Genomic DNA, 17235 nt, shown 5'->3' with positions numbered 1-17235 from the left:
CCGTTTTTTCGTCTACCCGCATCGCCCATGAAGATATCGTCGCTTGCCAAGCTTTCCGTCGTCGCCCTCGTCGTCACGAGCCTCGCCGCGTGTTCTTCGATGTCGCGCTCGCAAAAGCATGCCGCCATCGGTGCCACGGCCGGCGGCGCCATCGGCTATGTCCTAACCGGCGGCCCCATCGGCACCATCGCCGGCGCAGCCGTGGGCGGCATCATCGGCGCGGGGCACTGAGCCGCCGCGGCACGTCAAGCCGTGACGATCGAGATGGCAAAACCGTCCCAGCCCTTGCTGCCGACGGTCTGGATCGCCGTGGTGCTAGGTCGAACGGTGGGGCAGCGAGCGCTTATACTACCCGCCAATCTTCATACCGCTCGCCTTAGTGTGCAAACGCGCCGCCCCCTGTACCGGCGCCACGCTTCATGAATCGGAATAAAACTTTCGTCCTGCCCGGGTACGCGAATTCGGGCGCCGGCCACTGGCAAACGCGATGGGAAACGCTCGATGCATCGTTCACGCGCGTCGCGATGCCCGATTGGGATCATCCCGTGCGCGCGGCATGGTGCGAGACGCTGGATGCGGCGGTTGCCGCCGAGCCGCGCGGGCCGCTTCGCTTCGCGGCGCATAGCCTCGGATGTCTGACCGTGGCGCATTGGGCGCTGCATCTGGCCGGCGCGGCTGGGCTCGCGAAGATCGCGGGCGCGCTGCTCGTCGCTCCGCCCGATCCCCGCGGCCCGGTGTTCCCGCGCGATGCGCTCGGCTACGATGAGCCGGCGCTGGCGCCGCTGCCGTTTCGTTCGATCGTCGTGGCGAGCAGCGACGACCCCTACGGCTCGCTCGCATTCGCCGAGCGCTGCGCGCGCGCTTGGGGCAGCCGGTTGGTCGAGATCGGGCCGCGCGGCCACATCAACGCGGACAGCGGACTCGGCGAGTGGGACGAGGGGCAGCGTTTGCTCGCTTCCTTGCTCGACTGAGCAGCGCTTGCGAGCCACGGGGCGCCGGAACGCCGCCGTGCCGTCTCTGCGCATCTCGTACGATGGCGGCGCTCAAATCACCGATTTACCGCGCAATGCGGCGATCGCCGCATCGTCGTAGCCCAGCACTTCCTTGAGGACCGTATCGGTGTGCTCGCCGAGCGTCGGCGGCGCGCTGCGTACTTCGGGGGGCGTCGCGCTCATGCGGATCGGATTGCGTACGAGCGGGGCCGTCGCTCCGCTCGGATGCGGCACTTCCACGCGCATGCCTCGGGCGCGCACTTGGGCATCGTCGAACACTTCGGCTAGGTCGTTGATCGGCCCGCACGGCACGCCCGCGGCTTCGAGCGCTTCGATCCATTCGTGCTTGGTGCGCGTCTTGACCATCTCGGCAATGATCGGGACCAATACGTCGCGGTGGCGCACGCGCTCCGGATTGGTCGCGTAACGTTCGTCGTCCGCGAGTTCGGGGCGTCCGCCCACCTCGACGAATTTGCGGAATTGCCCGTCGTTGCCCACGGCCACGATGATCCAGCTATCGCTCGTCTGGAACGCCTGGTACGGGACGATGTTTTGATGCGCGTTGCCCCAGCGCTGCGGCGCCTTGCCGCCGACGAGGTAGTTCGAGGTGACGTTGGCGAGCATGGCCACTTGGACATCGAGCAGCGCCATGTCGATCGCTTGGCCTTCGCCCGTGCGGTCGCGGTGCGCGAGCGCCGCGAGCACGGCCACGGTCGCGTACATACCGGTCATTAGATCGGCGATTGCTACCCCGGCTTTTTGCGGGCCGCCGCCGGGCAGGGCATCGCGCTCGCCGGTGACGCTCATGAAGCCGCCCATGCCTTGCACGATGAAGTCGTACCCGGCGCGCTCCGCGAGCGGCCCCGTCTGGCCGAAGCCCGTCACGGAGCAGTAGACGAGATCGGGCTTGATCGCCTTGAGCGATTCGTAATCCAGACCGTACTTCTGCAACTGCCCGACCTTGTAGTTCTCGAGCACCACGTCGCTCGTGGCGGCGAGTTCGCGCACGATCTTCTGGCCTTCGGGTGTCGCGATATCGACCGTGATCGAGCGCTTGTTGCGGTTCGCGCACAGGTAATACGCCGCCTCGCGCGTGTCGGCGCCGTCGGGCGTCTTCAAGTACGGAGGCCCCCAATGGCGCGTGTCGTCTCCCGCGCCGGGCCGCTCGAGCTTGATGACGTCGGCGCCGAGGTCGGCTAGCGTTTGCGCGCACCACGGACCCGCGAGCACGCGGGTCAAGTCGAGTACGCGGATATGGCTGAGCGCTCCCATTGTTACGTTCTCTCCTCGATCGAGTCGGCGCCGGCCGGGCGGCGGGCGTCGCCAGCATGTTAAGCGCTTTTCAAAGGCCGCCCCAAGCGCGCGGGGCGGCAGGCAACGGCCTCGCCGCCGCGAAACCGGGTAATTAGGGGCGATCGCGCGACAATTCCGTATAATGAGCCGTTTAGGGGAAAACGGCCGGGCAGGTCAGGCGCGGCCGGTTTCCAGTCGAGACCGTCCCCCTCAGTTTTCTATGAAAGCCGCCGAAATCCGCGAGAAATTCCTCAAGTTCTTCGAATCGAAGGGCCATACGATCGTCCGCTCGTCGAGCCTCGTGCCCGGCAACGACCCGACGCTGCTCTTCACCAATTCGGGAATGGTGCAGTTCAAAGACGTGTTCCTCGGCGCCGAATCGCGTCCGTACTCGCGCGCCACGACGGCCCAGCGCAGCGTGCGCGCCGGCGGCAAGCACAACGATCTCGAGAACGTCGGCTATACGGCACGGCACCATACGTTCTTCGAGATGCTCGGCAATTTCTCGTTCGGCGATTACTTCAAGCGCGACGCGATCCATTACGCGTGGGAGCTCTTGACGACGGTCTATGGGCTGCCGAAGGAAAAGCTCTGGGTCACCGTCTATCAGGAAGACGACGAAGCGTACGACATCTGGGCCAAGGAAGTGGGCGTGCCGACCGAGCGCATCATCCGCATCGGCGACAACAAGGGCGCGCGCTACGCGTCGGACAACTTCTGGCAAATGGCCGATACCGGTCCGTGCGGTCCGTGCTCGGAAATCTTCTACGATCACGGCCCGGACGTATGGGGCGGCCCCCCGGGATCGCCCGAGGAAGACGGCGACCGCTACATCGAGATCTGGAATCTCGTGTTCATGCAGTTCAACCGCGACGCGCAGGGCAACATGACGCCGTTGCCCAAGCCGTGCGTCGATACGGGCATGGGGCTCGAGCGGATCGCGGCCGTGCTGCAGCACGTGCACAGCAACTACGAGATCGATCTGTTCCAAGCGCTGATCGCGGCCGCCGGGCGCGAGACGGGCGTGGCGGATCTCGCGAACAACTCGTTGAAGGTCATCGCCGATCACATTCGCGCCTGCTCGTTCTTGATCGTGGACGGCGTGATTCCCGGCAACGAAGGGCGCGGCTACGTGCTGCGCCGAATCGTGCGCCGCGCGATTCGCCACGGCTACAAGCTCGGCTGCAAGCATGCGTTCTTCCATAAGCTCGTGGCCGATCTCGTCGCGCAAATGGGCACGGCCTATCCCGAGCTCGCCGATGCGCAAACGCGCGTGACCGACGTGCTGCGCCAGGAAGAAGAGCGTTTCTTCGAGACGATCGAGCACGGCATGTCGATTCTCGACGCCGCGCTGGCCGAACTCGATGCGAAGGGCGGCAAGGTGCTCTCGGGCGAGTTGGCGTTCAAGCTGCACGACACCTACGGCTTCCCGCTCGATTTGACGGCCGACGTCTGCCGCGAGCGCGAGATGACGGTGGACGAGCCCGCGTTCGACGAAGCCATGTCGCGTCAGCGCGAGCAAGCGCGCGCGGCCGGCAAGTTCAAGGCAGCGCAAGGGCTCGAATACTCGGGGGCGAAAACGACGTTCCATGGCTACGAAGAGTCGATTTTCGACGATGCCAAGGTGGTCGCGCTCTATGTCGAGGGCACGGCCGTCAATGAAGTGAAGCATGGTCAAGATGCCGTCGTGGTGCTCGATCACACGCCGTTTTACGCGGAGTCGGGCGGCCAGGTCGGCGATACGGGCGTGCTCGCGAACGCGAGCGTGCGCTTCGCCGTGGCCGACACGCTGAAGGTGCAGGCCGACGTCGTCGGCCATCACGGCACGCTCGAGCAGGGTGTGCTGAAGGTGGGCGACGTCGTCAAGGCCGAAATCGACGCGGTCCGCCGCGCGCGCACCGCGCGTAACCACTCGGCGACGCACTTGATGCACAAGGCGCTGCGCGAAGTGCTCGGCGGCCATGTGCAGCAGAAGGGTTCGCTCGTCGACGATGAAAAAACGCGCTTCGACTTCGCACACAACGCGCCGATGACCGACGACCAGGTGCGCCGCGTCGAGGAAATCGTCAATGCGGAAGTCCTTGCGAACGCGCCGGGTATCGTGCGCGTCATGCCGTACGACGAGGCCGTGAAGGGCGGCGCGATGGCACTGTTCGGCGAGAAGTACGGCGACGAAGTGCGCGTGCTCGATCTCGGTTTCTCGCGCGAGTTGTGCGGCGGCACGCACGTGCATCGCACGGGCGATATCGGTCTGTTCAAGATCGTCGCCGAAACGGGCGTGGCGGCCGGCATTCGCCGCGTCGAGGCGATTACGGGCGACAACGCGATGCGTTACGTGCAAGGGCTCGAAAGCCGCGTCAACGCGGTAGCCGCGGCTTTGAAAGCGCAGCCCTCGGAGCTCACGCAACGTGTGGCGCAAGTGCAGGATCAGGTCAAGTCGCTCGAGAAGGAATTGGCGGCGCTCAAGTCGAAGCTCGCGTCGAGCCAAGGCGACGAACTCGCGGCGCAAGCGGTGGACGTGGCGGGCGTGCAGGTGCTGGCCGCGACGCTCGAGGGCGCCGATGCGAAGACGCTGCGCGAGACGGTCGACAAGCTCAAGGACAAGCTCAAGCACGCGGCCATCGTGCTGGCCGCGGTGGACGGCGGCAAGGTGAGCCTGATCGCCGGTGTCACGCCCGATGCGAGCAAGAAGGTCAAGGCCGGCGAACTCGTCAACTTCGTCGCGCAGCAAGTGGGCGGTAAGGGTGGCGGCCGGCCCGATATGGCGCAAGCCGGCGGCACCGAGCCCGCGAAACTGCCCGCCGCGCTCGCAGGCGTGAAGGAGTGGGTGCAGGCGCTGTTGTGATCGCGTGAGCGACGGGCGCGCCGGGTCTTGCCCCGGCTGCCGCCGATCGTCGCTCGGCTGCGCCGCGGTTGCATTGCCGCTGGCAGCGCATCCCTCCCTCTTCTCCACGTAAGAAGTCGAAAGCCGCCCGCGGTCCCGTCAAGGGGCCGCGGGCGGTTTTTTTCGTTGGTGCGCTCACGTCGCGCCACGCCTACGCGCGTCCGCGTGTTTCCCGGCCCTATGTGTCAGTCATCGTCAGTCATCAATCCGTCATAGGGATACCCCGATAATCACGCCATAAGAATTAAAGATTCACTAAAAAACGAACGTTTCGCGCGGCGAGGGCCTCGCGTAACAAACCATGCATCGGGGTTACACATGACGATTCGTCATCGCATCACCTTGTTGGTGCTGCTCATGTTCGTCGCGCTCGCGGCGATCGGCGGCTTTGCGACCTATCAAGCGCGGCGCAGCGCCGGCGAAGTGCGTGCCGTCACGCAAGGGGTCGTGCCGAGCGCACTGGCATCCGCGGATCTCGTCTCCGAAGTCAAGGACGTCCAGCTCGCGACGATGACGCTCGTTTATGCGCCAGACGCGAACATGGTTTCGCAGGCGCAAGCGCAATTGAAGACGAAGGAGGCCGCGCTGCGCCAAGCACTCGAAGTGCAGGCGCAGGCCGCCGCGAGTCACGCGCAAAAGGGTCTCGTCACGCAAGCGCGGGAAAGCATCGACAACTACTTCACGGCCATCGATCAAACCGTGCAGATGAAGGCGTCGGGCAAGGACGCGCTCGCGCAAGCGTTCCTGTTCGCCGACGTCGGCGAGTACCGCAACGAACTCGAAGGCATCGTCGAGACGATGCGCATCGAGAAGAATCGCCAAAAAGACGCTGCGATCGGTGCGTTGAACGGCATGCTCGCCACGACGACGACCGCCATCGGCGCGGCTACCGCGGCGGCGATCGCGCTGCTCACCGTCGTCGGCATGTTGCTCTATCGCCAGATCACGCGGCCGCTCACGCGCATGCAGGCCGAGATGAGCGAAATCGCCTCGAGCCAGGACTTCGCGCGACGCGTGCCCGTCGCGCGCATGGACGAGATCGGCCGTTCGATCGTCGCGTTCAACGACATGATCGAGAAGATCGAGCGCAGCTCGATGCAGCTCAAACAAAAGACGGCCGACATCCAGGCCATGCTGCAGAACATGCAGCAGGGCATTTTGACGGTCGTCGACAACGGTCTCGTGCACGGCGAGTACTCGGCCTATTTGGAAGCCATCTTCGAGACCGAGGACATTGCGGGACGCGATGTGATGTCGCTCGTATTCGGCGAGTCGAGCCTCGATGCCGATACCCGCTCGCAAGTGGAAGCCGCGATTCACGCGTGCATCGGCGAGGACGCCATCAACTTCTCGTTCAACGAACACCTGCTCGTCAACGAGGTGGCGAAGACGATGGCCGACGGCCGCGTCAAGACGCTCGATCTGAGCTGGTCGGCGATTACCGACGAATCCGATATGGTCATGCGCCTCATGCTGTGCGTGCGCGACGTAACGGAGCTGCGCCGCCTGACGGCCGAATCGACCGAGCAAAAGCGTCAGCTCGAGATGATCGGCGAGATCCTCTCGGTCAGCCAAGAAAAATTCCACCAATTCGTGGAGAGCGCGAAGGGCTTCATCCACGAGAACGAGCGCATCATCGGCCAGCACGAGCACGCCGACGAATCGGCGGTGGCCGAGTTGTTCCGCAACATGCACACGATCAAGGGCAATGCGCGTACGTACGGCTTGCGTCATTTGACGAGCATCGTCCACGAAGCGGAGCAGCGCTACGACGAAATGCGCCGCCTGGGCGCCGGCGAAGCGTGGGATCGTGAAGCATCGATCGCCGAGTTGGCCCGCGTAAAGCAAGCGGTCGAGCATTACGCGACGATCAACGAGGTCAACCTCGGCCGCAAGGGACCCGGCGGTATCGCGCATCGTGCGCAAGGCGGCCGGTACATGGTCGTGGATCGCTCGCATATCGACGAAAGCTTGACCTTGGTCGAGTCGGTGCACGAAGGCGACGTGGCAGGGCTCGTCGCCATGCGCGACGCGGTGCGCCGCACGCTGCGGCTGCTCGACACCGAAAGCTTCGGCGAAGCGCTGTCGGGGCCGCTCGAGTCGCTGCCCTCGCTTGCGAAGGAACTCGGCAAGCACGCGCCGACGGTCGTCATCGACGACAACGGCTACCGTTTGCGCCGGCACGCGAGCGGCGCGCTGCGCGATGTCTTTACGCATCTGCTGCGCAACAGTGTCGATCACGGAATCGAGCCGGCCGACCAGCGGGTGGCCGCGGGCAAGCGCGAGGGGGGCACGATCGAGATCGAAGTGGGTGTCGATGCGGGCGCCCTGCAATTGACGCTCAGCGACGACGGCCGAGGTCTCGCATTGGCGCGGATTCGCGCGATCGCCGCCGAGCGCGGCTGGATCGAGCCGGACGACGCGATCGATGACGAGGCGCTCGCCCGGTTCATCTTCCGTGCGGGTTTCTCGACGGCCAAGGCGGTGACCGAAGTGTCGGGCCGCGGCGTGGGCATGGACGCCGTGAAGGAGATGCTCGAGCGCGAACACGGCCGCATCGAGTTGCGCTTCACCGACGACCGGCGCGGTGCCGATTTCCGCCGCTTCCAGACGATCGTGCATCTACCCGAATCGTGGGCCGTGGACAGTCTCGGCGCACCGGTGGGACAAGACACGAAAGCCGCGCGCGACGACGCGCTCGCCTGATCGAACGGGACGGCAGGTATGAACGTAGCAAGCAAGGCTGGCGGGTCGAGTTGGGGAAAGCTGTGGTTCTAATGCAATGGATGTGGGCGGTAGGGGCGATCGCCGTCGCGGTGGTGGTGATGGCCCTGGGCGCGCGGATCGGCGGTAGGCGCGCAAGCCGAAACGCCGCGCGTAGGCACGATGAGGCGCTCGCGCGTCTCGCCGAAACGCACGAACGAGCGCTCGCGCGCACGGGCGCCGCCTTGGCCGAGCACGAAGCGCGCATCGCGCAACTCGCCGGCGAAAACGATCGTTTGACGGCAACGCTCGCGCGCGAATCGGAACTACTGGGCGAGGCTCGCACCGCGCTCGAGTCGACACAAGCGCGCCGTGAAGACTTGCTCGGCCACGCGAAAAAGATCGAAGCGCAGGCGGCGCGGCTCAAGGCGTTTTCGGCGACGTTCGAGCGCTGGCACGAGCAGATGATTTCGCTGATGTCCCAAAACCAGGACATGCACAACAAGAACCACGAGCTTGCGCGCATCGTGAACCACGTGCTGATGGTCTCGCTCAATGCCTCGATCGAGGCAGCGCGCGCGGGCGCGGCGGGCCGCGGTTTCTCGATCGTCGCGGGCGAAGTGCGCGCGCTGGCCACGCGCTCGCAGGAACTGTCCAAGAGCTATCGCGATAGCCTGGATCGCAACGATCTGGTGACGACCGCGACCTTCCAAGACATTCAAGCGGGCGGAAAGATGATCACGGCGGCACTGGCGAGCGTCGAGTCGCTCGCGGCGCAATTCGAATCGAAGCTCGAGCGGCGGGCGACGTGATCACCCACGCGGCGCAGGACAGCTTCGAGCGCATTTTCTTCCAAGCGGCACGTACGCGTTTGACGGTCGATGCGGGTCACGCGTGCGAGATCGAGCGCGTGGCGGGGCAGGGCGACATGGACTCGAGCGTCGACATGATCGTGCTCACGATCGCCTCGATCGATTTCCGCATCGTGCTGCTGTTGCAGTTCGCCGACGACGACGCCACCCGCGGCTACTACGCGGCGCATAGCGCCGAGCGTTCGCTGCGCGAGAGCGCGATGGAGATCGGCAACTTGTGCTGCGGCGCGATCAACCAACAACTCGTCGAGCATTTTCCCGACCTCGGCATGTCGACGCCGTATGCGCTGTCCAGCGACTGCATGGGCTATCTCGATGAACTCGATCCTCAGCACGTGGCGGTCTACGACGTCACGATCGAGCACGCGGCGCGGTTGCGGGCGACGTTGTGCGTCTGCGCGCAACGATCCCTCGATTTCGTCGCCCAGGTGGCCGACGTGCAAGAAAGCGCGGGCGAACTCGAGTTGTTTTGAAACCGTAGGGCATGACGAAGGTAGCGGCACATGAACACGAATAAGCCGGTCAGCAAAGTGCTGGTGCTCGAGGATTCGCCCGCGCACCTCGCGGCGATTCGACGCTTTTGCGACGAGCACAACCTGATCGGGCTCAAAGCGCGCAAGAGCCGGCTCACGAGCGTGCTGCGCTCGAACATCGATCTCGGCGCCGTGCTCCTCGCCGAGGACTACGGCGGCTCGCCCGCCGAAAGCGCGGCAACGGCCACCCGCATCGACGCCTTGCGCCCCGAATTGCCGATCATCTTGCGGCGCGCACGGCAGCAAGGGCGCGACGGCTTGCCGCCCGCGTTGGCGGACGTCGTCTGCGCAACGTACACCGTCGAGGACACAGCGCCGCTCGCCGCGGCCATCGACGAGTATCTGTTCAGCCTCGACTACCCGAACGCGCTCGTGCGCGGTATCTCCGAGATCACGGAGGCTCGCCTGGCCGGTCTGTTCAAACACTTGACCGTGAGTTGGGAGACGCCGTGCATCGTGCGCGACCGGATCATCTTCGGCGAGATGTTCAGTCTCATCGCGCTCGAAAGCGCGTGGTGCCGCGGCTACATGCTGATGCAAACGGAGGAGGCGCCGCTGGCGGCCGTCGTTCGCGGCAGCGCGCTCGCGCACGAGGGCGACGTGGACTTTCGCGATCTGAACGAGTTGCTCGGCGAGCTCACGAACCTGATCTGGGGCGCGTTCAAGGAACGCTTCCTCGGCGGCCCCGAGCCGCTCGCGCGTTCGCAGGTGCAAGTGCCGCTGCTCGTCAATCACAAGCATCGCTATATCTCGTTCGGCACCGATAACCCGCAGCTTTGTTTCAAGTATCGATTGACCGACGAGGCGACCGGTGCATCCGTCGCGCTCGATCAGCGCTTCATTTTCAGCTTGAGCTGGTCGCCCGAGGCTTGCCCGGGATCGGCCGCCGATGTCGACGCCATGATCGAAGCCGGCGAACTCGAGCTTTTTTAACTTTCAAATCAACGTCAATTCGAGAGACTAGAGATGGCAAAGATTCTGGTGGTGGACGATTCGAGCACCGTGCGCGACGAAGTAGCCGGGTTTCTGCGCAAGAGCGGTTTGGACGTCGACACGGCCGTGGACGGCAAGGACGGGCTCGCCAAGATGAAGTCGAATCCCGGCGTGCGGCTCGTCATCAGCGACGTCAACATGCCCAACATGGACGGCCTGACGATGGTCGAAAAAATGCGCAGCGAGCTCGCCATGAGCGCGGTCAACGTCATCATGCTGACGACCGAAAGCAGCCCCGCCATGAAGGAGCGCGGCAAGGCGGCCGGCGTCAAGGGATGGATCGTCAAGCCGTTCAAGGGCGAGGCCGTGCTCGAAACGTTTCGCAAGCTCGCCGGTTAAGGGTTAGGTTCGCACGGCATCCGGCTGCGGCGCTTGCTCGCTGCCGGTGCTCGCTGTGCTCTTTGTGCTCTTCGTGCGTGCCGTATTCGCGCCGCGCGCGTCGGCCAAGAGCGCGTCGCGCAACGCGTGGAGCGCGGCCGAGTCGTGGCCGCGACGCCAAATCAGCAGCGTCGGCACCGCGCCGAGCGGCCCGAGCGGGTGGATCGCCACTTCCCGCGCGCCGCCGGGCAGCACCTCCAGCACGGAGCGCGGCGCCACGGCGACGCCCGCGCCCGCGGCGACACACGCGAGAATCGCATGATAGGAGCCGAGTTCGAGCGTGCGCGCGGGCCGCAGCCCATGCTCCGCATACCAACGCTCGACATAGCTGCGGTAAGCGCAGCCGCGCTCGAAGGCGACGAGCGTCGACAGCGCGACGTCGTTCGCCCCCTGAATCGCGCGGTGGCCGCGCGGCGTCACCATCACCAATTGCTCGTCGAACACGGGAACGGAATCGAACTCGTCCGTCAGCGCCGAGGGGTCCGGCGGCGTGGCGATCAACGCCGCGTCGATCTCGAATTCATGCACGCGCTCGATCAGGCAAGCCGTCGTACCGGTGGCGAGCTCGAGTTCGACCTCGGGCCAGTGCTGGTGATAGGCAGCCAACACCCGCGGCAGGCGGCTGGCCGCCGTGCTTTCCATTGCACCCAGCGCGAGCCGGCCGCGCGGGCGATCCTCGCGCAGCGCGTGGCGCGCTTCGTCGGCAAGCGCGAGCAGCCGCTCCGCGTACGGCAGCAACGTGCGGCCGGCCGGCGTGAGGACGAGCCGCCGGCCCTCGCGGACGAACAAGGGCGCGCCGAGCTGTTCTTCTAACTGCTTGATGCGCATCGTTACGTTCGACTGAACGCGGTTCAGCTTCGCGGCGGCCCGCGTCACGCCGTTTTCTCGCACGACGGCCCGAAAGATGGTCAACGCGGCCAAGTCCATGATTCTCTCCGAGGGATGGATTGCATCAATATTATTCATTTTTCATGATGCTTGCAGGCCGGTAATCTGCCTGTCGGGGCGCTGCCGGATATCGGATACCGTTTGTCGGGCGGCGCGGCGCATGCTTCGGGCATGGGCGTCGCTAGGCGGTTTTTAGACGTCGGTAACGGAACGGTTCATGGCTCACTCTGATTCGATGGGCGAGGGCGCGTGGCCTCGGGCTGGAGAAAGCGGCAGCGCGGGGCGCGTCGCGCTCGCCTGTATGGTCGCGCTCGCCGCGGCGCTCGGCATCGGGCGCTTCGCGTTCACGCCGCTGTTGCCGCTCATGCTGCATGCGGGTGAGCTCGATCTGCGCTCGGGCGGCTTGCTGGCCTCGGCCAATTACGCGGGGTATTTCGCCGGCGCGCTGACTTGCGCTTTTTTGCCGGTCGAGCATGCGAGGATGGTGCGCGCGGGGCTCGTGGCCACCTCCGTGCTCACGCTCGCGATGGGCATCGTCGGCGGTTTTCCGGTTTGGATGGCGATTCGGTTCGTGGCGGGTGTCGTCAGCGCCTGGACGTTCGTCTTCGCCTCTCAGTGGGGGCTCGCGCGTCTCGCTAGGCTCGGTGCGCCCGCATGGGGCGGCGTGATTTACACGGGGCCCGGGATCGGCATCGTGGCAACGGGCCTCATCGCGAGCGCGGCGGGGCGTTTCGGTCCCAACGTGGGCTGGCTCGTATTCGGTGCGCTATGCGTCGCGGCGGCTGCCGGGGTCTGGCGAACGCTCGCGCCGGCACGGCCCGGTACACGATCGAGCGGAGCGGGCGGCTCGCCCCCCGAGCGCTCCGTGCGGGCGGCGAGCGCGCGATCGTCCGCCGGCACGAACGCGGGCTCTCCCAGTAGCGAGCGCGAGCGCCGCATCTGCAGCGTATGGCTCGTCGTGCTCTACGGGATGCCGGGCTTCGGCTACATCATCACGGCGACGTTCTTGCCCGTCATCGCCCGGCATGCGTTGCCGGGATCGAGTTGGCCCGATCTGTTCTGGCCGATGTTCGGCGCCGCGTTGATTCCTGGTTCGCTGCTCGCCGCGCGCTTGCCGGCTCGTTGGGACAACCGGCTCTTGCTTGCGGTGTGCTACGTGGTGCAGGCCATCGGGATCGCGCTCGGGATCGTCCTGCCGACGGCCGCCGGCTTCGCGATCGGCAGCGTTCTGATCGGCTTGCCGTTCACGGCGATCACCTTGTTCGCCATGCGCGAAGCGAGGCGACTGCACGGCGAGCACGCGGCGGGATTGATGGGCTACGCGACGGCGGCCTACGGCATCGGCCAAATCGCGGGGCCGCTCGTGGCGGCGCCGATCGCGGCGCACGTGGGCTCGTTCGCGCCGGCGCTTTGGTTGGCGGTCTGCGTTTTGCTGATCGGTGCGGCGGGCTTGATCGTGCTGGCCTCGAAGTCGCGTTGAGCGTGTTCGCCGGGGCCGTGGCTCGCATGGCGCGGCTCGACGCTCCGGGCGAGCAAAGCCGCTAGAATGAGCGCGTTTCGGCCATCGGGCGCCGCGTGCCCGCCGCGTTTTCCATCCTATGAGCGACTACCGATTCTGCCCACACTGCGCGAACGCGCTGATCGAGCGCGCCGATGCCACCGAGGACGGCGGCCGCTTGCGCCGCGCTTGTCCGGACCAAGAGTGCGGCTACGTGCACTGGAATAACCCCGTTCCCGTCGTGGCGGCCATCGTCGAATACGAGGGCAAGATCTTGCTCGCGCGCAACGCGGCATGGGCCGAAGGCGTGTTCGCGCTGATCACGGGTTTTCTCGAGCAAGGCGAGACGCCGGAGGCCGGTATCGCCCGCGAGGTGCTCGAGGAAACGTCGCTGCACGTGCGCGAGACCGAGCTCGTCGGCGTGTACGAATTCATCCGCAAGAACGAACTCATCATCGCGTATCACGTCAAGGCCGAAGGCTCGGTCGCGCTCTCGCCCGAGTTGCTCGAGTATCGCCTGGTCGAGCCGGCGAAGCTGCGGCCGTGGCGGTCGGGGACCGGGCAAGCACTCGGCGATTGGATGCGCGCAAAAGGGTTGCCGTTCGAGTTCGTCGAGAGGGCGGGGCAGTAGGCGCCCGCCGGTCGCTACCCGGTCGCTACGCGGTCACCACCCGGTAAGTAAGCGGTAAGTCGGGCCACTTTAAAGTCGCCCGTGTCCAATGACTTCCGGGAAGAAAAATTGAAAAAAAGTGCCTTGCCGGTGCGCCGCTGGTGCGTGCCGCTAGTCTTGTTCGCGCTATCCGCCGGGACCGCGAGGGCGGAAAGCGGCGACACCGTTCCTACCGGCGCCGACGATTCCGGTTTTACCGTTTTGAGCAATGCGACGAACGTGACCCACTGGGGGCTCGGCGCGGGTGTCGGCCTCGCTCAGTCTCCCTATAAGGGCTACGGTACGAAAGTCGAGCCGCTTCCACTCGTCTACTTCGACGACAAATGGCTGCATGTTTTCGGCACGACGATCGACGTCAAGGTCGGAAGCTGGTCCGGCGTGAGCGTCGCGCTGCGCGGAAAATTCTCGATCAGCGACGGATACAAGCAGTCCGACGCCCCGATCCTCAACGGCATGCAGGACCGCAACGGCAGCGCCTTCTGGTACGGCCCCGCGCTGGCATGGCGCACCGCGTTCGGTACGCTTTCCGCCGAGTATCTCGTGGGCGGGAACAAAGGCGAGCGCGCGAGTCTCGACTACCGCAAGTCTTTCGATTTCGGAAAGTTTTCGCTGACGCCGCACGCGGGCATGGATTGGCTGAGCGCGAAGTACGTCGACTATTATTACGGCGTGCTACCGTTCGAAGCGAGCGCGGCCCGTCCGGCTTACGCGGGGAAGGCGACCTGGAACGCATCGCTGGGCGCGAGCGTGAACTACAAGCTGACTCAGCACCAAAGCATTTTGCTGGACGCCGGGGTCTCGCATCTCGGCAGCGGCATCACGGATAGTCCGCTCGTCGGCAAACGGTTCATCCCTGAAGTCAAGGTCGGATACGTTTATCAGTTCAAGTGACCATCGCCCTTATGTCGCGAGTTGCGATTGTCGAAGATCATGCGCGGCTTGCCGATATGGTGGCGCGCGCGCTCGCCGCGGTGGGAATCGAAGCCGACCTCTTCCGCACACTCTCCGAGGCCGCTTATGGGTTACGGCAAGCCGACTATGCGGTCTTGATCGTCGATCGCGGTCTGCCCGACGGCGATGGGCTGAGCTTCCTGCGCGAATTGCGGGCGGGGGGGCTCACGGCGCCGTGCTTGATGCTGACGGCCCGCGATGCGCTGCACGATCGCGTGGACGGCCTCGAAAGCGGTGCCGACGATTACGTGACGAAGCCGTTCGAGATGAGTGAGCTCGTGGCGCGCGTGCGGACGTTGATGCGGCGCCCGGCGGCGCTCACCGAGCTCGTGCAGTCGTTCGCCGGCCTCACCGTCGATCCCAAACATCGTGAGATGCGTTGCGGTGCTGTGTCGGTCGTATTGGCCCCCGCCGAATTGCAAATCATGCTTTGCCTCGTGCAAGCGGCTGGGCGAATCGTGCGGCACTCGGCGCTCGAGCACGCCGCTTGGGGTTTGGGCGAAGCCGTCACACCCAATGCGTTGGAGGTGACCGTGCACCGGTTGCGCAAGAAGCTCGCGGTGCTCGATACGCGTGTGCGCTTGACGAATCTGCGCGGCGTGGGCTTTGCCTTGGAGGAGGCCGCGGGCCGCTGAATGCACGGTCCTCGGCGCATCGTGAGAGGTACGCTTGAACGCGAGAGTGTGATGCTCGATCACTGGATTGGAAGTTTGTCGGCGCGGCTATGGGTCACCACGGTGGTGGCGCTCGCCGCCGGCCTCACGGTGTTTGCCGGGGTGCTCGTCTACGTGTTCGATCACTATCCCGAGCAGACGTTGGGGCGGCACGAGCAAATGGAGAGCGTGCACCATGTGACCGCCGGCGTTCGATTCGACTCGGCTGGCGTACCCGTCTCCGTGCAGTTGTCCAAACGCGAGGCTTGGTTGTTCGAGACGGCCGCATCCGAGCTCAAGTACCGTGTACTGGACGCAGCGGGGCACGTCGTGCTGGCGTCGAGCGGTACGAAGGCGGACGGCCCGTGGCTCGCGGGCGCGAGCCTGCCGGATGCCGCCGGCATCATCGTTCGCTCGACGATCGATGGGCGGCCGTTTTTTATCGCGACGCAGCGCGTCGCCCGTGGCGGTTCCGCATTCTTCGTCCAGACGGCGACGAGCGCGCGCTTCGTCGAGGCGCTGATCGAATTGAAGGTCGCGCCGATTCCGGCCACCGTCAAAACCGTGGTGTTGGTGGCGTTCGTCATTTTCGGTCTGGTGCTGCCGTTGACGATCTACCGCGTGCTTCGACCGTTGCGAGAGGCGTCTCGAGCGGCGGCTCGCATCACGCCGAGCCATTTGAAAACACGGCTGTCCGCCACCGGCGTCCCGAGCGAAATCAAACCGTTGATCAATGCGTTCAACGAGGCGCTCGCGCGATTGGAGAAGGGGTTTGCCGTTCAGCAGGAGTTTCTCGCGGCCGCCGCGCACGAGCTTCAGACACCGCTCACGTTGATCCGCGGGCAGATCGAGCTCGAGCCTACGATCGAAGCTAAGGGCTTATTGCTGCGCGAGGTCGACCTGATGGCGCGGCAGGTCAGGCAACTGCTGCATCTGGCCGAGGTCAGCGAGGCGCAAAATTTCGATTTTGCCGAGATCGACGCCGCCGAGGTGGCGCACGACGTCGTCGATTACCTGACGCGTAAGGCCGATGCCAAGCAAGTCAAGCTGTCGGTCCAGGAGGATGGCGCGCTGCCCGAAATCCGGGCGGACAAAGGCGCGCTGTTCATCTTGCTCAAGAACATCGTGGAGAACGCGATCAACGTGTCGCCGGCCGACTCCATCGTCTTGTTGACGTTGGACGGCGCATCGATCACGATCTGCGACGAGGGCCCCGGCATCCGGGAGGACCATCTTCCGCTCCTGTTTACGCGGTTTTGGCGTGCCCCGGGCGTGGAGCACGACGGCGCGGGGCTCGGACTGGCCATCTGCAGCGAAATCGCGCAGGCGCACGATTGGCGGCTCACCGTCAGCTCGCGTACGGTTGGAACTCGGTTCACTGTCTGGTTATGATCTCGTTCTTGATCGAACCGCAACGAGGGAACCATGGAGAACACCGCGGGTTTGGGTGGGGGACGCAAGGCTAGCCCGCTGAGCAGGCAGGCGTTTCGCCATTACCTGCCGATCACCACACGCTGGATGGACAACGACGTCTACGGCCACGTCAACAACGTCGTCTACTACAGCTACTTCGATACGGTCGTCAACGAGTACTTGATTCGTGCCGGCGTGCTCGACGTCGAGCATGGCGCGACGATCGGCCTCGTCGTCGAAACGCAGTGCAATTACTTCTCGCCGCTCGTCTTCCCGGAGCGCGTCGAAGCCGGGTTGCGCGTGGCGCGCATCGGGTCGTCGAGCGTGCGCTACGAGGTGGGTTTGTTCAAGGCAGGGGAGGCGCAAGCCGCCGCGCAGGGGCATTTCGTGCACGTCTATGTCGATCGCGCGACGCGCCGTCCCGTCGGCGCGCTGCCCGCGCCGCTGCGCTCGGCGCTAGAAGCGCTCGTCGTGCCGAGCGTTGCGAGCGCGGCGGGCGAGGAGCGCGGTTAAG

General features: G+C 65.3%; 16 protein-coding genes and 1 pseudogene. 14 read left to right on the top strand and 3 right to left on the bottom strand.

The features are described from left to right. Positions 1–27 precede the first annotated feature (27 nt). Positions 28–231: an ornithine carbamoyltransferase gene (locus tag C0Z18_RS10705; RefSeq protein ID WP_102645383.1), complete on the top strand. Its 204-nt coding sequence runs from the start codon at positions 28–30 to the stop codon at positions 229–231. Positions 232–245: 14 nt separating this feature from the next. Here the strand turns inward: C0Z18_RS10705 and C0Z18_RS10700 are convergent. Then, positions 246–323: pseudogene (locus C0Z18_RS10700) on the bottom strand (methyltransferase); the annotation flags it as partial. Between the two features lie 96 nt (positions 324–419). Between C0Z18_RS10700 and C0Z18_RS10695 the strand changes: the two are divergent. Then, the gene (locus tag C0Z18_RS10695; RefSeq protein WP_102645382.1) at positions 420–971 is read left to right on the top strand and encodes an RBBP9/YdeN family alpha/beta hydrolase; all 552 of its coding nucleotides are present in this window, start codon (positions 420–422) and stop codon (positions 969–971) included. A 72-nt stretch (positions 972–1043) separates the two neighbouring features. On the opposite strand, the gene C0Z18_RS10690 is transcribed toward C0Z18_RS10695, so the two are convergent. Then, positions 1044–2264, bottom strand: coding sequence for a CaiB/BaiF CoA transferase family protein (locus C0Z18_RS10690; protein WP_102645381.1), 1221 nt, complete (start codon positions 2262–2264; stop codon positions 1044–1046). A gap of 241 nt (positions 2265–2505) precedes the next feature. On the opposite strand from C0Z18_RS10690, the gene alaS reads away from it, so the two are divergent. The 6 genes from alaS to C0Z18_RS10660 all read left to right on the top strand — a co-directional run bounded on the left by alaS (position 2506) and on the right by C0Z18_RS10660 (position 10609). Further along, a complete protein-coding gene (gene alaS / locus C0Z18_RS10685) occupies positions 2506–5130 on the top strand; it encodes an alanine--tRNA ligase (protein ID WP_102645380.1) in 2625 nt (874 codons plus the stop codon). Between the two features lie 357 nt (positions 5131–5487). Beyond that, complete coding sequence (locus C0Z18_RS10680) at positions 5488–7875, top strand: ATP-binding protein (protein WP_102645379.1); 2388 nt, start codon at positions 5488–5490, stop codon at positions 7873–7875. A 71-nt stretch (positions 7876–7946) separates the two neighbouring features. Then, complete coding sequence (locus C0Z18_RS10675) at positions 7947–8684, top strand: methyl-accepting chemotaxis protein (protein WP_102645378.1); 738 nt, start codon at positions 7947–7949, stop codon at positions 8682–8684. Beyond that, positions 8681–9217, top strand: coding sequence for a hypothetical protein (locus C0Z18_RS10670; protein ID WP_102645377.1), 537 nt, complete (start codon positions 8681–8683; stop codon positions 9215–9217). The genes C0Z18_RS10675 and C0Z18_RS10670 overlap by 4 nt, the downstream gene beginning before the upstream one ends. A gap of 30 nt (positions 9218–9247) precedes the next feature. After that, positions 9248–10210: a chemotaxis protein CheX gene (locus C0Z18_RS10665; protein WP_102645376.1), complete on the top strand. Its 963-nt coding sequence runs from the start codon at positions 9248–9250 to the stop codon at positions 10208–10210. 33 nt (positions 10211–10243) lie between these two features. Next, positions 10244–10609 (top strand): response regulator, encoded by a 366-nt coding sequence (locus C0Z18_RS10660; RefSeq protein ID WP_102645375.1) that lies wholly within the window; start codon positions 10244–10246, stop codon positions 10607–10609. Positions 10610–10612: 3 nt separating this feature from the next. Here C0Z18_RS10660 and C0Z18_RS10655 read toward each other — a convergent pair whose 3' ends face one another. Then, positions 10613–11575 (bottom strand): LysR substrate-binding domain-containing protein, encoded by a 963-nt coding sequence (locus tag C0Z18_RS10655; protein ID WP_102645374.1) that lies wholly within the window; start codon positions 11573–11575, stop codon positions 10613–10615. Between the two features lie 178 nt (positions 11576–11753). Between C0Z18_RS10655 and C0Z18_RS10650 the strand changes: the two genes are divergently transcribed. The 6 genes from C0Z18_RS10650 to C0Z18_RS10625 all read left to right on the top strand — a co-directional run bounded on the left by C0Z18_RS10650 (position 11754) and on the right by C0Z18_RS10625 (position 17234). Next, entirely contained in the window at positions 11754–13016 is a 1263-nt protein-coding gene (locus tag C0Z18_RS10650; protein ID WP_233217267.1) for a YbfB/YjiJ family MFS transporter, read from the top strand. A gap of 118 nt (positions 13017–13134) precedes the next feature. After that, on the top strand, positions 13135–13665 hold the full coding sequence (locus tag C0Z18_RS10645) for an NUDIX domain-containing protein (protein WP_102645373.1): 531 nt from the start codon (positions 13135–13137) through the stop codon (positions 13663–13665). Between the two features lie 108 nt (positions 13666–13773). Then, entirely contained in the window at positions 13774–14595 is an 822-nt protein-coding gene (locus tag C0Z18_RS10640) for a MipA/OmpV family protein (protein ID WP_233217266.1), read from the top strand. An 11-nt stretch (positions 14596–14606) separates the two neighbouring features. Next, positions 14607–15290, top strand: a complete 684-nt coding sequence (locus C0Z18_RS10635; RefSeq protein WP_102645371.1) for a response regulator transcription factor — start codon at positions 14607–14609, stop codon at positions 15288–15290. Between the two features lie 21 nt (positions 15291–15311). Continuing rightward, entirely contained in the window at positions 15312–16700 is a 1389-nt protein-coding gene (locus tag C0Z18_RS10630; protein WP_332888208.1) for a sensor histidine kinase, read from the top strand. Positions 16701–16733: 33 nt separating this feature from the next. Continuing rightward, positions 16734–17234, top strand: a complete 501-nt coding sequence (locus C0Z18_RS10625; protein WP_102645369.1) for an acyl-CoA thioesterase — start codon at positions 16734–16736, stop codon at positions 17232–17234. The last annotated feature ends 1 nt before the right edge of the window (position 17235 follow it).

The sequence above is a fragment of the Trinickia dabaoshanensis genome, from assembly GCF_002879885.1.
In the GTDB taxonomy this organism is placed as follows: Bacteria; Pseudomonadota; Gammaproteobacteria; order Burkholderiales; family Burkholderiaceae; genus Trinickia; species Trinickia dabaoshanensis.
The sequence above is the reverse complement of the archived record's forward strand: the minus strand, read 5'-3'. Positions and strand labels throughout refer to the sequence as shown.

What these genes read in the sequence shown, in the direction of transcription:
- C0Z18_RS10655 (WP_102645374.1), bottom strand. Translation starts at nt 11,575, where the DNA reads ATGGACTTGGCCGCGTTGACCATCTTTCGGGCCGTCGTGCGAGAAAAC.
- C0Z18_RS10665 (WP_102645376.1), top strand. Translation starts at nt 9,248, where the DNA reads ATGAACACGAATAAGCCGGTCAGCAAAGTGCTGGTGCTCGAGGATTCG.
- C0Z18_RS10695 (WP_102645382.1), top strand. Translation starts at nt 420, where the DNA reads ATGAATCGGAATAAAACTTTCGTCCTGCCCGGGTACGCGAATTCGGGC.
- alaS (WP_102645380.1), top strand. Translation starts at nt 2,506, where the DNA reads ATGAAAGCCGCCGAAATCCGCGAGAAATTCCTCAAGTTCTTCGAATCG.
- C0Z18_RS10635 (WP_102645371.1), top strand. Translation starts at nt 14,607, where the DNA reads ATGTCGCGAGTTGCGATTGTCGAAGATCATGCGCGGCTTGCCGATATG.
- C0Z18_RS10705 (WP_102645383.1), top strand. Translation starts at nt 28, where the DNA reads ATGAAGATATCGTCGCTTGCCAAGCTTTCCGTCGTCGCCCTCGTCGTC.
- C0Z18_RS10690 (WP_102645381.1), bottom strand. Translation starts at nt 2,264, where the DNA reads ATGGGAGCGCTCAGCCATATCCGCGTACTCGACTTGACCCGCGTGCTC.
- C0Z18_RS10680 (WP_102645379.1), top strand. Translation starts at nt 5,488, where the DNA reads ATGACGATTCGTCATCGCATCACCTTGTTGGTGCTGCTCATGTTCGTC.
- C0Z18_RS10675 (WP_102645378.1), top strand. Translation starts at nt 7,947, where the DNA reads ATGCAATGGATGTGGGCGGTAGGGGCGATCGCCGTCGCGGTGGTGGTG.
- C0Z18_RS10660 (WP_102645375.1), top strand. Translation starts at nt 10,244, where the DNA reads ATGGCAAAGATTCTGGTGGTGGACGATTCGAGCACCGTGCGCGACGAA.
- C0Z18_RS10650 (WP_233217267.1), top strand. Translation starts at nt 11,754, where the DNA reads ATGGCTCACTCTGATTCGATGGGCGAGGGCGCGTGGCCTCGGGCTGGA.
- C0Z18_RS10645 (WP_102645373.1), top strand. Translation starts at nt 13,135, where the DNA reads ATGAGCGACTACCGATTCTGCCCACACTGCGCGAACGCGCTGATCGAG.
- C0Z18_RS10625 (WP_102645369.1), top strand. Translation starts at nt 16,734, where the DNA reads ATGGAGAACACCGCGGGTTTGGGTGGGGGACGCAAGGCTAGCCCGCTG.